This window comes from Haloterrigena sp. H1 (assembly GCF_005938085.1).
Taxonomy (GTDB): domain Archaea; phylum Halobacteriota; class Halobacteria; order Halobacteriales; family Natrialbaceae; genus Natrinema.
In genome coordinates this window covers 199,599-213,630 of the sequence record NZ_SMZK01000002.1, presented here as the reverse complement: position 1 = coordinate 213,630, position 14,032 = coordinate 199,599, and the positions used below count along the sequence as shown (strand labels likewise).

13 protein-coding genes are annotated in these 14,032 nt (G+C 60.7%); 8 read left to right on the top strand and 5 right to left on the bottom strand.

Annotated features, from left to right (window positions below; all coding sequences use genetic code 11):
- Positions 1-170 precede the first annotated feature (170 nt).
- The 8 genes from phnG to E2L06_RS16345 are packed head-to-tail and all read left to right on the top strand — an operon-like array spanning position 171 to position 6,907.
- Positions 171-614 carry a phosphonate C-P lyase system protein PhnG gene (gene phnG / locus E2L06_RS16380; protein WP_138782735.1) on the top strand — a complete coding sequence of 148 codons (444 nt, stop codon included), beginning with the start codon at positions 171-173 and terminating at the stop codon, positions 612-614.
- Positions 611-1,198 (top strand): phosphonate C-P lyase system protein PhnH, encoded by a 588-nt coding sequence (gene phnH, locus E2L06_RS16375; protein WP_138782734.1) that lies wholly within the window; start codon positions 611-613, stop codon positions 1,196-1,198. Before phnG ends, phnH begins: the two co-directional genes overlap by 4 nt.
- Positions 1,198-2,382: a carbon-phosphorus lyase complex subunit PhnI gene (locus E2L06_RS16370; protein WP_138782733.1), complete on the top strand. Its 1,185-nt coding sequence runs from the start codon at positions 1,198-1,200 to the stop codon at positions 2,380-2,382. Before phnH ends, E2L06_RS16370 begins: the two co-directional genes overlap by 1 nt.
- On the top strand, positions 2,375-3,385 hold the full coding sequence (locus E2L06_RS16365) for an alpha-D-ribose 1-methylphosphonate 5-phosphate C-P-lyase PhnJ (RefSeq protein WP_138782732.1): 1,011 nt from the start codon (positions 2,375-2,377) through the stop codon (positions 3,383-3,385). Before E2L06_RS16370 ends, E2L06_RS16365 begins: the two co-directional genes overlap by 8 nt.
- Positions 3,382-4,212: an ATP-binding cassette domain-containing protein gene (locus tag E2L06_RS16360; protein ID WP_138782731.1), complete on the top strand. Its 831-nt coding sequence runs from the start codon at positions 3,382-3,384 to the stop codon at positions 4,210-4,212. Before E2L06_RS16365 ends, E2L06_RS16360 begins: the two co-directional genes overlap by 4 nt.
- Positions 4,213-4,962, top strand: a complete 750-nt coding sequence (locus E2L06_RS16355) for a phosphonate C-P lyase system protein PhnL (protein WP_138782730.1) — start codon at positions 4,213-4,215, stop codon at positions 4,960-4,962. It abuts the gene before it with no gap.
- Entirely contained in the window at positions 4,959-6,119 is a 1,161-nt protein-coding gene (locus tag E2L06_RS16350) for an alpha-D-ribose 1-methylphosphonate 5-triphosphate diphosphatase (protein WP_138782729.1), read from the top strand. Before E2L06_RS16355 ends, E2L06_RS16350 begins: the two co-directional genes overlap by 4 nt.
- Before the next feature lie 17 nt (positions 6,120-6,136).
- Positions 6,137-6,907: a sugar phosphate isomerase/epimerase gene (locus E2L06_RS16345; protein ID WP_138783015.1), complete on the top strand. Its 771-nt coding sequence runs from the start codon at positions 6,137-6,139 to the stop codon at positions 6,905-6,907.
- Between the two features lie 412 nt (positions 6,908-7,319).
- Here the strand turns inward: E2L06_RS16345 and E2L06_RS16340 are convergent, their stop codons facing one another.
- The 5 genes from E2L06_RS16340 to E2L06_RS16320 form a co-directional block, all read right to left on the bottom strand.
- The gene (locus E2L06_RS16340; protein ID WP_138783014.1) at positions 7,320-9,626 is read right to left on the bottom strand and encodes a pentapeptide repeat-containing protein; all 2,307 of its coding nucleotides are present in this window, start codon (positions 9,624-9,626) and stop codon (positions 7,320-7,322) included.
- A 140-nt stretch (positions 9,627-9,766) separates the two neighbouring features.
- The gene (locus E2L06_RS16335; RefSeq protein WP_138782728.1) at positions 9,767-10,720 is read right to left on the bottom strand and encodes a hypothetical protein; all 954 of its coding nucleotides are present in this window, start codon (positions 10,718-10,720) and stop codon (positions 9,767-9,769) included.
- Entirely contained in the window at positions 10,717-11,271 is a 555-nt protein-coding gene (locus tag E2L06_RS16330; RefSeq protein ID WP_138782727.1) for a hypothetical protein, read from the bottom strand. The genes E2L06_RS16335 and E2L06_RS16330 overlap by 4 nt, the downstream gene beginning before the upstream one ends.
- 2 nt (positions 11,272-11,273) lie before the next feature.
- Complete coding sequence (locus E2L06_RS16325) at positions 11,274-13,061, bottom strand: spermidine synthase (RefSeq protein WP_138782726.1); 1,788 nt, start codon at positions 13,059-13,061, stop codon at positions 11,274-11,276.
- A 70-nt stretch (positions 13,062-13,131) separates the two neighbouring features.
- Entirely contained in the window at positions 13,132-13,824 is a 693-nt protein-coding gene (locus tag E2L06_RS16320) for a hypothetical protein (protein ID WP_138782725.1), read from the bottom strand.
- Positions 13,825-14,032 lie beyond the last annotated feature (208 nt).

Below are 14,032 nucleotides of genomic sequence, written 5' to 3'. Positions count from 1 at the left end.
GGGAAACTACGTCCCCGATCGACCGCGACGAGTTCGGACCGGTACAGAGCGATCAATAGCCGTCTGGACGCTAATTCACGGTCCGGGGGAGAGTCCGCCACTGGAGAGGGAGAATAGAGAGTACCCAGCGAAGTCTTACACTGGTGTTGTGACTCTCCCCGGATGATTGCATGGAAAATCCACACGATCGTTCGGATCGGTTCGAACTCATCGCCGCGTGCGACGGTGACGTGCTCACCCAGTTGGCGAACGAAGTGCTGGCGGACGACCCACCGCTGTCCGTTCTGCAGGAACCGACCCCACAGCTCGTGATGCAACGTGTCGTCGAGCCCGTCGAAAAACGGCCGTTCAATCTCGGGGAAGTCGTCGTGACACCCGCCGAGGTTGAACTGGACGAGGGCCGCGGATTTGCGATGGTCCCCGGCAAGAACGAACGGGCCGCCCTATCGGGAGCGATCGTCGACGCTGCCGTCGCCGGCGGACACCAGCTGGCAGACGATATCGCGACGCGACTTCGCAGCGTCGCCGAGGACCGACAGGCGGACCGCGAGCGTGCGTGGGCAGAGAGAACCCATACCGCCGTCGAGTTCGAAACCATGGAGGACGACCTGTGAGAGCGCTTGATGTCGACCCCATCCACGGGACGCGTCAGACGTTCCGTGCGCTGTGTGATGTCATGAGTCGACCGGGAACGGTCTCTCGGATTCAGACCACGCCCACGGACTACGCCATCACCGCCACCCTGGTCGATCACGAAGTGACGTTTCACTCGAGCGACGAGGAGCTAACCACGGCACTGGCCGAACAGGGACGGCACTCAGCGACCGATCCGACAGCGGCCGATATCGTCCACGCAACCGGGACGCCGTCGTGGGACGTTCGCGACCTCGAGCGCGGGTCGCTCGTCGAACCGAGCGAGGGTGCGACCGTCGTCTACCGCGTCGAGGGACTGTCGGAGACCCCCAAGGATGGGCTGACGGACGTCACCGTCTCCGGACCCGGCGTTGACGGGACCACCACGTTCGGCGTCGGGCTGCCCGCAGCGGAACTGTCCGCGCTCGCGGACGCCCAAGCAGACTACCCACGCGGCGTCGACGCCGTCTTCGCGAGTGACAATCGGGTGGCCGCGCTCCCGCGATCGGTCACCCTGCGCGTCGCGGACGATCCCGAGTCGATCGAGAACGGAGGCGATCGCTGATGGGGTACGTTGCCGTCACGGCCGGTGAAGAGATCATCGAGCGAGCCGAGGACCTGTTCGAGAAACAGCGCCTCGCCGGTGACGAAGACACCATCACTGTCGATCAACTCGAGGGACAACTCGAGCGGCTCACCGCACAAGCGATGAGCGAAGGTGGGCTGTACGCACCGCGGCTGGCTGCACTCGCAGTTAAGCAGGCACAGGGCGATACCGTCGAGGCGGCCTTCCTCTTGCGTTCATACCGGTCGACATTGGAGCGATGGGACGAGTCAGTCCCGGTCGAGCCCGCAGAGATGTTCGCTACCCGGCGCGTCTCGCCCGCGTTCAAGGACGTTCCCGGTGGCCAGATCCTCGGGCCGACCAAAGACTACACGCAGCGGTTACTCGACTTCGATCTCGAGGGAGAGGACGACCCCGACGATCCAACCGAGACATGGGACCTCAAGGACGCCGAACCGACGACGCTTACTAATGTCATGGACGTCCTCCGCGAGGAGGGGCTGGTTCACGACCCCGAGGTACCGGACGTCGATGCTCCGACCGATACGACCCGAGAGCCAGTCACGCCGCCGGTCGACCGCGACGCCGTGCTCCAGGAACTCGCACGCGGGGAGACAGGCGCGGTGACCGCCCTCGGCTACTCGGCGCTCCGGGGGTACGGGCAGGTACACCCGACGCTGGCAGAGGTCCGCGTCGGAAAACTGCCGCTGACCATCGAACACCCCTACACGGGCGACGAGGTAACCGTCGCCAATGTCGACGTCAGCGAGAGCGAAGCGGTCGTCCCGGTGTACGCAAAGCGCGACGACCCGCAGTTCGCTTTCGGCTACGGCCTGACGTTCGGCCGCAACGAGCGCAAAGTCATCGCGATGACCATTCTCGACGCCTCCATCCAGCTCAACAGCGAGGACGAGCCAGCCGAGAACGCCGAGTTCGTTCTCGACGTCGTCGATGGGATGGATTCGTTCGGCTTCATCGAACACCTCAAACTTCCCCACTACGTCACGTTCCAGTCGATTCTAGATCGCATTCGCGCCATTCGAGAGCGAAAAGGTGCAGATGCAGAGGCTACGGGCGACGACGAAGCCGATCGCACAGTCGAATCTACAGCCGACGACAGCACGGACCCGACCGAGAGCGAGCCGACCGACCGAGAGACGATCGAGGCGAGTGACGATGACTGAAACCGACGACATCGACGTGGAAACGGCGGTACCGACCGACTCCGTCGAGGCCGCACTCGAGGACCTCGAGGGAGACGGCCTCGAGGGCTACAACTACGCCTATCTGGACGAACACACCAAACGCGAGGTCAGACGCGCTACCCTGAAGGCCATCGCGATCCCGGGCCACCAGGTCCCCTACGCGTCCCGGCCGATGCCGCTGGCGCGTGGCTGGGGGACCGGCGGTATCCAGGCGTCGCTCTCGTTGCTCGGCCCCGAGGACACGTTCAAGGTCATCGACCAGGGCTCCGACGAGTCCGTCAATGCGGCCAACATCCGACGATTGGCCGAGGACACCGCCGAGGTGGCGACCACCACTGACACCACCGAGGCCGACGTGATCCAGACCCGCCACCGAATCCCCGAAGAGGTGCTGACCAACGAGCAGATCCTCGTCTTGCAGGTGCCCGTCACCGACGCGCTCCGCAAGGTGGATTCTTCGGACGCAGCGAACCGACGGCGACACGCCCACCGCAACTACGGGAAGATGTGGGTACATCTCTACGAGAACGTCGTCGAGTGGGGCGAGATCAACATCGCCTCGCGCTACCCAACGATGGTCGCCGGCCGCTATCTGATGGATCCTTCGCCGATCCCGCGGTGGGACGTGCCCAAACTCGACGACGCGGACACACTCTTCGTGTTCGCAGCTGGGCGCGAGGCGCGCATCTACGCCGTTCCGCCGCACACCGAGGTCGAACCGCTCGCGTTCGAGGATCGATCCTTCCAGATCGAGCGGTTCCCCGACCAGTCGTGTGCTGCCTGCGGCTCGACCGACACCTACCTCACGGAGGTCGAGACCGAGGACGGCGAGCGCTACTACGCCTGTAACGACACGAGCTTCTGTCTGAAACGGCAGGACGATCCCGCACTTCCGAAGGACCACCACCTCGAGCGGTCCGGCGTGGACTGGGGGCCGGGCACGCCAGATACCAGTGCGACCGACGGAGGTGACGGCAAATGAGCCTGCTCGAGGCGACCGGCCTGAGCAAGGTCTACGGCGAGGGCTGTGCGGTCTGTCGGGACCGAACCGGCGACCATGCGGGGACGAACCAGTGTCCGGCCTGCGGGAGCGTCGTCGCCTGTGCCGACGTCGACCTCGATCTCGAGGCCGGCGAAGTGCTCGGGATCGTCGGCGAATCCGGCAGCGGCAAGTCGAGTCTCGCCGAGATGCTGGCACTCGAGCCCGAAGGCGAGGGCCGACAGGAGGGGGCGGTCAACCTGGCCGGCCACGACGGGAACCTGCTGGAGGCTGACTACCAGACGCGCCACGAACTCCGCAACGGCGAGATCGGCCTCGTCCACCAGCACATCCGCGACGGGCTGAACCTCGAGTTCACCGGCGGTGGCAACGTCGCCGAGAAACTGCTGTCCTCAGGGTGGCGCAGTTACGAGGACGTCCGCGAGCGGGTCCGTGACCTGTTCCACGAGACGGAGGTGCCCGTCGACCGGATGGATGATCCGGCCCACACGTACTCCGGTGGGATGCAACGGCGCGTCCAGATCGCCCGCGCGCTGGCGAACGATCCCGAACTTGTCATCCTCGACGAGCCGACGACGGGACTGGACGTGAGCGTTCAGGCCCGCGTCCTCGACGTGTTCCGACGGATCCAGCGTGAAGAAGGCGTCGCCGCAATCGTCGTGTCGCACGACCTCGGCGTCGTCCGCCTGCTGGCCGACCGGACGCTCGTGATGCGCCACGGCCGGGTCGTCGAATCCGGCCTGACCGACCGCGTCATGGAAGATCCACACCACGAATACACGCAGACGCTCATCAACTCGGTGATATAAATGACAGTTCTAACCGTCGACGGTCTCTCGAAGACTTTCGACATGCACGTCCTTGGGGAGAAGCAGGTCGTCGGACTCGACGACGTCTCCTTCGAGGTCGACGACGGAGAGTTCCTCGCCATCGTCGGCGAGTCCGGCAGCGGGAAGTCCTCGCTGCTGAAGTGCATCTACCGGACCTACCAGCCGACATCCGGCCACGTGGTGTTCCACGACGCGGACGGTGACGTCGACTTGGCGGCCTGTCCCGAACGCGACATCATCGAACTGCGCGACGACGCCATCGGATATACGTCCCAGTTCTTAGATGAGATCCCCCGCGTTCCCGCCGTGGACGTCGTCGCCCGACCACTCCGCGAGCAAGGCGTTCCGATCGATCAGGCACGGGAGACGGCCGAGTCGCTGCTCTCGCGGCTCAACCTGCCCGAAGAACTGTGGGACGCCTATCCAGCCACCTTCTCCGGCGGTGAACGACAGCGGATCAATCTTGCACAGGCCATCGCACCCAAGCCGCGTCTGCTATTGCTCGACGAACCGACCAGCGCGCTCGACCCTGAGACACGTGCGGCCGCGATCGGGTTACTCCGGGAGTTCCTCGACGACGGAACGACCGTCGTCGGCGTCTTCCACAACCGCGACGTCATTGAAGCGGTCGCCGATCGGGTCGTCGTTCTCGAGGACGCGCGCATGAGAGGGGTCGTTCCCATCGAGGAGTACGACGGTGAGGAGTTAGATGGGGAGGTGGTTGCGTGAGCGGACAGCGCGCGGTCAACGAATCGACGATTGTCGTCGAAAACGCCCGCTTCGTCACGCCCGAGGCAGTCGTCGAGGGAGCGCTCCGTATCGAGGGTGACCGGATCGCCGGTATCGGCGACGTTGAACGGCGCGCAGACGAGACCGTCGACGCACGGGATCGCCTTGTCCTCCCCGGACTGATCGACCTCCACGGCGACGATATCGAGTCCCACCTTCACCCGCGGTCGGGTGCACGAATGGACACGCACATGGCGCTCGCCGCCGCCGACCGTGCGAACCTCGCTGCCGGCATCACGACGAAGTTCCACGCGATCTCCTTCGAGGTCGATCCCGAGGAAAACCGTTCGCCGGAACTGGGCGCAGAGATCACCGACGCCGTCGAGCGAGCCGACGACCTCATGGCAGACCACCGCATCCACGCTCGCTGTGAGGTGACACAGGAACGGTGCGTCGAAGCTGTCGAAGAGCTCATCGCCGCCGGTGACGCCGACCTCGTGTCCGTGATGAGCCACATCCCCGGCAAGGGCCAGTTCCGCGACGAGGAGGCGTTCCTCGACTACTACCGCAATTCCCAGAAACACACGATAGAAGAAGCACAAGAGCTGATCGAAGAGCGCGGCAACCTCGAGCTGGCAACGATCCGCGATCGGGTACACCGCGTCGTAGAGACGGCCCACGACCACGGTATTCCGACAGCCTCGCACGACGACGAGGAGGTCACAGAGGTCGAACGGCTCTCCGATGTCGGCGTAGACATCAGCGAATACCCGATCACGCTCGAGACAGCGAAACGTGCACACGAACTGGGGATGACCGTCACGATGGGTGCGCCGAACCTCGTCCGTGGCGGGAGCCAGTGGGGCAACCTGCGAACGGCGGACGCCATCGACGCCGGTGTCGTGGACGCGCTGGTCGCGGACTACCACCCGACATCCCTGCTCGCCGCGCCGTTCGTCGATACCGGCGATCCGCTGCCCGAGCGAGTCGCTCGAGTCACGAAACAGCCGGCCAACGCCGTCGGGCTCACCGACCGCGGACGAATCGCGGAAGGAGCACGAGCGGACCTGGTGGTGATCGACGAGAACCCAACGCCGACGGTTACGCAGGCGCTCGTCGCGGGCACGCCGGTCTATCGTGCGGAGGGATCGCCGTGAGTCGACTCGGTGCGGCCATGGACGTTCGCTTCGGGGCGTCCGTCGAGGAGTTCCTCGAGTTCCTCACCGAACTCGGCCTGAATCACCTCGAGCTCAAACGCGAGTATCTGGAGGGACACCCAGACGTGCCGACGGAAGCTGAACTCGGCGAGTTGGCCGATCGCTACGATGTCTCTGTCACGTACCATGCGCCGTTTCGCGACTGGAACATGGGCAGTTTCAACGACGGCGTCAGACGGGCGAGCGTCGAGCAGGTCAAACGGACCCTCGACGATGCGGCGACCGCCGACGCCGGTGCCGTGGTCGTCCACGGTGGTGCCGTTCCCCACCGCTATCCCGAGTGGGTCCGCGAGAAGGCCGCCGACAACGCCCGTCAGTCGCTGCTCGAGTGCGCCGAGTACGCCGACGAGATCGGCGTGGCGCTCTGTCTGGAGAATCAGCCACGGAACGAGTCGAAGCGACGCTACACGACTTCACCGGCTGATCTCGAAGCGACGCTACAGAACGTTCCGATCGACGGTGATGCCCTCGGTGTCACGCTTGACGTGGGCCACGCAAAGGCAAACGGCTACGACTGGCGTGACTTCGTTGACCGGTTTGGCGAGCGCATCCGCGTCTGCCATCTCCACGATAACGATGGCACCGGCGACACCCATGATCCGCTGCCGTCGTACCGAGAAATCGTCGAGACAGTCCCGGCGGACTACTTCGTCTTCGAGATGAAGTCCGTCGACGATGTCGCGCGCTGTATGGGAGTGGAGAGCCCGTCGATTGACACCGCACCCTAATATGTTGGAAGGGCTACAAATTTCTGGAATGTAGAGCGTCTACAAACGAACTCTAGAGGAAATCGATCTCTTGAATTACAGCACAATGGAAACACGATACGAAGACAGAGTCGCAGGTCGTCCACCGGAATGCGGACGACCGCTCTGTGAGCCGCTCTAACTACTACTCACCGTCTATTTACCACAGCAGTTGTCTCAACTTCAATGGCTGTGTTCATCAACAACAACAACTTTGGGATATAATACTGTCGGCCAGCAGTCAATACGAAGTCGGTCGTGAATTTGCGGACGTCTCCACTGGTGACGGCCGCAGCAGAGCGACCGATCTTCACGTAGTTCTGTCCGCCAGTATCAGTAGTATCAACAATCTCCTACGGAAGAGCGACAGAGATAAGTCCAATAGGTGACGTGGTTAGCTTCCACCGAGCACGCGTTTGAACAGCGTGAACGTGAGCAGGGTGAAGAACAACCCGTTCAACATCCCCTGGCTCGCGGCGAGCACCCTCGCTGCGGGGCCGAGCGGGTTGATGTCACCGTACCCGACCGTGCTGAAGCTGATGTAGCTGTAGTAGACACTATCAAAGAGGACGTCTGGTGGCGTCTTATCGACTGCTCCCGCGCTGAATACGCTTCCTGCCTGAGTCAGAAACGGACCACCAAGAGCATACAGTAGCCCGAATAGTGCAGGCAGTAGGAAGGTGAACGCAGCAATCCGTGGAAGTCGATTGCCGTACCCACAAGTAATCTGCATGAACAGATTGAGAAAGACGCTTGCACTCTTTTTGATGCGTGCCAACGCGTTCAGCGAATATTCGTTGCGGATGATGTCGAGGTTGGTCTTGCGGTTGTAGTAGTAGCGTTTGAACTCGAACTCCCTGCTTGCAGGCGTATCGCCGACTGCATCGGCGCTGTCCTGGGCTTTGCGATACGTCTCTTCGATGATTTCGTTGTTCATCTCGACGGCGAACTGTCCAGTTGAGCTGTTGCCGACGAAGTCGTGGATCGTCCAGTCGTTGCGCTCGAGATACGCGTGGTGGGTGCTGAAGTCGAAATGATCGAACTCGGTCAGACAAAATCGGAAGTGGTCAAGCAGTTCGTGTTCGTTCCCCTGCCCCTCTAACTGGATGTCGCCGATTGTTGCCCGCGTGAGGTCGTACGGGATTGCATCACCACCGACTTGCGAGATCGTCCCGCCATTGATCGTCGCATCGGTAAGGTCAACGTACGTATCGCGCTCACCGTTGAGCAGACGAAACTGTGCCGTTTCGTGGATGGTCGCGTGACGGAAGTCACAGCGTCCGTGGAACGTCGCGTCCCAGAATGAGACGTTCGTGAAATCCGCTGACTCGAACTCTGCGTCGCTGCGAAAGACGGTTTCCTTGAACGATGCGTTCTCCTCGAGATGTTGCGCTTCGCCTTCGAACACCGCTCCGCGAAACTCTGCTAAGTCCTGAAACGTCGCACCGCGGAAACTCGCGTCCTCGTTGAAGCGGGCTTCATCGAACTGTGCTCGAGCGTCGAATGTCACCTCGTCAAACGTTGCATCACCGTGGAATTCCGTCTCGACGGCGACAACGTCGTCACCGAAACTACTCTCGGTGAAGTCGACCTCGCCTTCGAACGTCGCACAGGCCAGATCGAGTTCGTCGACAATCTGCACGCGGTGGCAGTCCGCACGAGCGGTAAAAGTTGCCCGATCGAAGTTGACCTCCCCTTTGAACGTCGCGTCCTTGAAATCCGCAAATCGGAACTGCGCGAGTTTGTAATCGGCCTCGTTCTCGAAGACGGCCCCCTCGAAGGTCACGTCGTCGTTGGTGGTCCGACTGCCGCCGTTGAATTCGACGCCGCGAAACTCGGCTAACTGCATGAAGTGTGCATCCTCGAAGCTCGCGTCGTCGTTGAACCGCGCTTCGTCGAAGTCAGCCATCTGCTGGAACGTCACGCCGTCGAACCGAGCGTTACCGTTGAAATCAACGTGTTCGAAGACGGATCCGGCGGTGAACTGCGCGTTCTCGAACGTGACGTACTCGAACGTCGCCTGCCGAAAGCTTGCGTCGTTACGGAACGTCGCGTCGGCAAAGGAGATATGATCCTCAAGGACGTGGCTGCTGCCGCTGGTTTCGACATTCCGGAAGTGCACAACGCCGTGGAACGTCGCCGCCGCGAAACTCGTATCGCCGCGAAACATCGTCTCATCGCAGTGGACATCACCGTTAAAGACGGCACCGTCGAGTCGCACGTCCTGTTCGAACGTCGCTTCGTTGGTTGTCACCGTCCCTTGGACTGTCAACTCGCTCGCTTCGACGACGCCCGTTACGACTGAGTCTTCGAACGTGAGTTCCCCGATGGTCGCCTCCCGAAGGATGAGTCCTTGCTCAAGTCGACCGTGGGTGAGATCCAACCCGTCGATGTCCGCGTGCTGAAAATTAAGAACGTGGTTCGTCGAGCCGTTGATGTCCTGGTAGGTCAGCGAGAGATGTGGCAGGTCCGCACCTACGTACTCGTTGACCCGGGTGTCCGGCGACTTGAGGTTCGTTCGGAGGACATCGACGATGTCGTCAGCGGTGACATCGTGTGCTACGCGTTCGTCTCGACTCATGTGGAACACGCAGTACTCGCTCTCGGGATGTGCCTCGTGCGGGCACTCCCACGTCGTCTGGAGTTCGGCATCCGTCTGCGTCGATGGGTCGAACGTGTATCGACAGGCCGACGACGACATCAGTGCCGGTTTGGGCTCGTTTTTCGCCATAACTATCGCAACACCTCTTGGCACCCCGATTGACACGATGTGACTGTATATATGATGGTCATACTCACGGTATATTTCAGTGTGCTATATAGTTTCGGTCGATACGATCTTCAATCGAACACTCTTCGCCGTTCTGCGGGTGAGAGTTCGGCGTGAACGGTGTTTGGTGAGCAATGTTCACACTCCTGTGCGGGATCGGTACTTTGCTCGTACGTCCACACCGGGATACGAAAGAGAAAAAACGCCTCCATCAGGTGGCGTTCAATGATTGCATCGGCTTCCCGTCCGCAGTTCGAACACCACTCTTCGTCGTCGGCCGGGACCTGAAAGGTCACTTTTCGGCGGCCGAATCCCGCGTTCGCGTATGCCTCCTTCCGAGACATCTCAATGAGGTCGGCCGCAGGGTAGGGTTCGGCGTCGATCTCGTTGTCGTGGCCGGTGTCGGAGACGACATCGGTCGCGAGATGCGGCCCGACGTGGACGGTATTGTCGTAGCCAAGGAAGTGAATCGCGAGTTCGGCGCTGCGGCCGTCGACGGACACCTCGTGGCCGTGGCCGACGAGGTAGAGTTCGAGATCCGTCTGTACGCCCTCAAGTTCGATCTCGTGGTTCATCCCAACTGCGTAGGCGCCGACTGATGGATCGCTCGCGTGCCCAGACTGCTGCCAACCGACGGTCGAAACGTCGTACTCGGCAGGCGTTGCCGCTGCCGAGACGGCGTCCGTATAGACGTTTTCCGCACCGGGTGCAGAAAATTTACCGTCGATGGCATCGGTGGCGATGAACACGTCTTCCGTATCGGTGATGCGAACGTCGCCGTCGGTCCGTTCGACGTAGCCGTCCTCAAGGTCGCCACGGAGCGTCGTCTCTGCGTCAGCGACGGTAATATCTCCGTCAATGGGCTGGTGTGTGAACACGTACTCTGCGTTGCGCACCTCGAGGTCGCCGCCGATACCGTCCGTCGTGACGAATACATCGGCAGGATCGTGTAGTTCGATCGGCGGGCGTTCCGAGCCGTTGATCGTGATGTCGCCGCTATAAGTCTGTGAAGAATCACCTGTCATTGTCTGTTTTTGCTGGTCTGTTGTGGTGTGTCGGTAGTCGTCTCGTCGCACGTTCGCTCGGCGTGTGAGGCATGTGAGTACAGGCTCGTTTCGGTGTGCAGCGCCAGACCGTACTCTGGATAGGTATGATACGTTTCATACCTCGTCTCGTCGACGCGGATCGTGGTCCACGCACCGGGATCGAAGCGGAACGCGACGGTCGCCGCCTCGGGGCCAGGGAACGACTCCATCGGTCGGCCCGAGACAGTCGTCGTCGCGCGAAGGGTGTCCCCGTCGAAGCGAAAGGTGCGTTCGACATCAGTTGACAGCGGCGTCTCGTAAGCCGTTTCGGGAGACACCGGCTGGCAGGAGCAGAGTTCGTGAAAACCGAACGCCGGAAGCCCGACGTAATGTGACTCGCCGATAACAGTAAACACCGCAGGTGACTCGAGTAGTGTGTCGGGATGTACGGTCTTTACGTCGAAGGCGTCGAGATCCGGCGTCGTATTGGCGTAGCCAAAATACAGTGCTGTGGGCTTGTCGTGGGTTGAGTGAGGAGTCTCAGCGGGCATGGTCAGGTATCGACGAGAACGTCGTAGTTCGGATGGAAGATGGAGTTCACCCGCACACCGCGGTAGCGGGGAACGCGTTGCCACTGGCGGTTGTGATAGCGATCACGGTACTGCTGGACGTATGCAGTCCCATTGGCAACGGAAAGCGGCCGTCGATCGCCAGGTGCAAAGACATAGAATCGTTCGACCCGCTCAACCTCGTTATCGCTGTCAACGTCCTCCCACGCCCAGTAGGGTAATTGTCGAGTGAATCCGGCCGCTCCGACCGTATTGACGAACGCCTTGTGGTGTTCGGGATACTGGTCCGGCGAGTACGCCCACGTCACCATCATGCCATCATCTGAGAGATGCTGGCGGACAGACCGGTAAAACTCTCTTGAGTAGAGCGTAAGCAGGTCGTCGTCCGTCGCTCCAGGGATATCGAGAAGGACGAGATCGTACGTCTCATTCGTCTGCTGGAGATAGCGATAGCCGTCTGCAGAAATCGTCTGCAACCGATCGTACTCGTAGGCGTCGTCGTGCCAGTGACGGAAGAACGGGTCGTTCTTCGTCATGTTCATGAACTGGGCATCGAGGTCGACTTGGTCGACAGTAACATTGTATTCTCGGAGATGGTTGATGGCGATCCAGTCGCCGCCGCCGACGACGAGCACTTTTGTCTCGGGACCAGAATCAACTAACGACATCGGCACGTCGACGAGGCCGTTATGATAGCTATCGGCCCAGCTATCACACAGCTGCACTGCCGACCCGAGACGAAGACATGATTCAGAACGGTCAGTGAAATGCGGGTTCGGCCCAGCGCCAGTCCAGGTACGCTCATACCGGATGACGTGCTGGTACCGTGTTGTTTCTTGATCAGTGATCTCGATGCTCATCGCGCCCGGTGGATACTCGTTTTCGATCTGCTGCTCGAGGTAGAGTTCCGACAGTCGTTCGTCTGTCGCGTCGTGGTTGACAACGACGCCCGCGTACGATGCAGTTAGCAACAGACAGACGACGAGGAGCGTCTTCGGGACGCGACCGACGAGTGGTGTCGTCGTCGAGTCATCGAGAAGTCTCCGATCAGCGTTGTCGGACGGTGTCAACGACCAGTCGCTAAAGTAGGCGACGAATGCGAGTGCCGCGACGGCGTTGAGCAGTGCGAGTACGAAGATCGTTGGGATGAGTCCCAGTCCCGGATATAGCAGCCTAGCGTACACCACCGCCCCACAGAGGCCACCGACGTAGTCCATCGCCAGTACGACCGAAAGGCCGCTCCGTTTCCCTGTCTTGGGCTCGACGTTCCAGAAGACGCCGAGGAAGGCAACCATCCAGTCGTGAAGTCGCTCACCGAGGTGGTGAATCCACGCGGGTGTCGCCGTGTCCTCACTGTCACTGTTGTCGACCATATGTGTCAAAATCGGGAGTTCGAATCCCGAGAGAAAGCCGACGACAACAACAGGCAGCCGTGCGACGGTCCAGAGCACCTCTGGCGGGACAGCCTGTGGAATGCGCACGCTATTGAGACCGATAATGAGCAAAAAGCCCGCCGGAGCGACGGCAGCGAGAAGCACTTCTGTTCGAAAGAAATTCCCTCCGTAGTCATTGGGATTCAGGTCGTCCGAGAGGGCAGCACCGACGCCGAGGCTGAAGAAGTATAGCCCAACGGTGATAACGTACTGCGTTACGGTCCCGCCGTATATCACTGTTAAAAGTTCGGAGTAGACGAACTCGTAGACGAAACTACAGAAGGAAACGACGAACGTGAGCACGAGGAGGGCAACTGTCTCAGTTCGAGTTTTGAACATGGGAATACGGGTGGCTGTCAGGTCAGGCACCTCTCCAGTGGCCACACCAAGAGCAGTGGTTGTTCACAGCTCAGATGCGTGGCGACACCTTCCACTGTTCGTCGACGTTAAATCCCGTGGCGGTATCGCTGATCTCGAGGTCGTAACACTCCCAGCGGAAGTCGTGATTCGAGTCAGTGCCGACAATGTTCGCTCCGATGCGGTACCAGCCTGCTTGGGAGAATTCCTGACGATCGGCGACATCGTACGTGACGGTCTCGCTTGGGTTTTGAAACTCCCTGTCCCAGGGAACGGTGCCTGCGTCTGGTGCTTCGTCTCTCATCTGGTCGGTGCTACCCAGATAGGCAACACCGAGTGCGGCGACAGTGACAGGATACTGCGTCACCTCATCTTCGTGATCGTCGTACCAATCATCGGTGTAGTCGCCACCGTGGTACCACGCGTGTCCGTGACCGGTCCGTGGTGCAGAGGTGTAGCCGCCAGTTCCGCGACCGGTCGCGCCTCGACCACCGCTACCACCACTGCTGCCTTTGGCGCTAGCAACACCGACGGGACTCACTATAGCGGGTGACTGTTGGGCACCATCGTAGCGAGACAGAACCCACTTGTCGGTGGCGAGATCGACGACAAGTGTGCCGTTGCTCACCTCGAAATCAGATATGACGCTCGATCTCCGTGGAGGGGGTGATTTGTTACCGAGGCACCCCCCAAGAGCGGTGAGAGCTCCGATGCCAGTGGTGGCGATAAATTGACGGCGGCGCATGGGTTTCGATTCCTCTCTGAAGAATTGGACAACTGTATTAACTATCTTGTGGTTTATTCTATCCTCGAATGAAAGATGTTGGTGGCAGTAACACCCAGCACGCTAGTCCAGATTGTCGGTACTTCCCAACCAGAATGAGAGTTGGAACTAAAGCGTTGGTCTGATGAGGAAGATATCTGGTTGAGTGAATGTGTTCAATATCCCTCAG

What these genes read in the sequence shown, in the direction of transcription:
- E2L06_RS16335 (WP_138782728.1), bottom strand. Translation starts at nt 10,720, where the DNA reads ATGACAGGTGATTCTTCACAGACTTATAGCGGCGACATCACGATCAAC.
- E2L06_RS16340 (WP_138783014.1), bottom strand. Translation starts at nt 9,626, where the DNA reads ATGTCGTCGTCGGCCTGTCGATACACGTTCGACCCATCGACGCAGACG.
- E2L06_RS16320 (WP_138782725.1), bottom strand. Translation starts at nt 13,824, where the DNA reads ATGCGCCGCCGTCAATTTATCGCCACCACTGGCATCGGAGCTCTCACC.
- E2L06_RS16365 (WP_138782732.1), top strand. Translation starts at nt 2,375, where the DNA reads ATGACTGAAACCGACGACATCGACGTGGAAACGGCGGTACCGACCGAC.
- E2L06_RS16370 (WP_138782733.1), top strand. Translation starts at nt 1,198, where the DNA reads ATGGGGTACGTTGCCGTCACGGCCGGTGAAGAGATCATCGAGCGAGCC.
- E2L06_RS16360 (WP_138782731.1), top strand. Translation starts at nt 3,382, where the DNA reads ATGAGCCTGCTCGAGGCGACCGGCCTGAGCAAGGTCTACGGCGAGGGC.
- E2L06_RS16325 (WP_138782726.1), bottom strand. Translation starts at nt 13,061, where the DNA reads ATGTTCAAAACTCGAACTGAGACAGTTGCCCTCCTCGTGCTCACGTTC.
- phnG (WP_138782735.1), top strand. Translation starts at nt 171, where the DNA reads ATGGAAAATCCACACGATCGTTCGGATCGGTTCGAACTCATCGCCGCG.
- E2L06_RS16345 (WP_138783015.1), top strand. Translation starts at nt 6,137, where the DNA reads ATGGACGTTCGCTTCGGGGCGTCCGTCGAGGAGTTCCTCGAGTTCCTC.
- E2L06_RS16355 (WP_138782730.1), top strand. Translation starts at nt 4,213, where the DNA reads ATGACAGTTCTAACCGTCGACGGTCTCTCGAAGACTTTCGACATGCAC.
- E2L06_RS16330 (WP_138782727.1), bottom strand. Translation starts at nt 11,271, where the DNA reads ATGCCCGCTGAGACTCCTCACTCAACCCACGACAAGCCCACAGCACTG.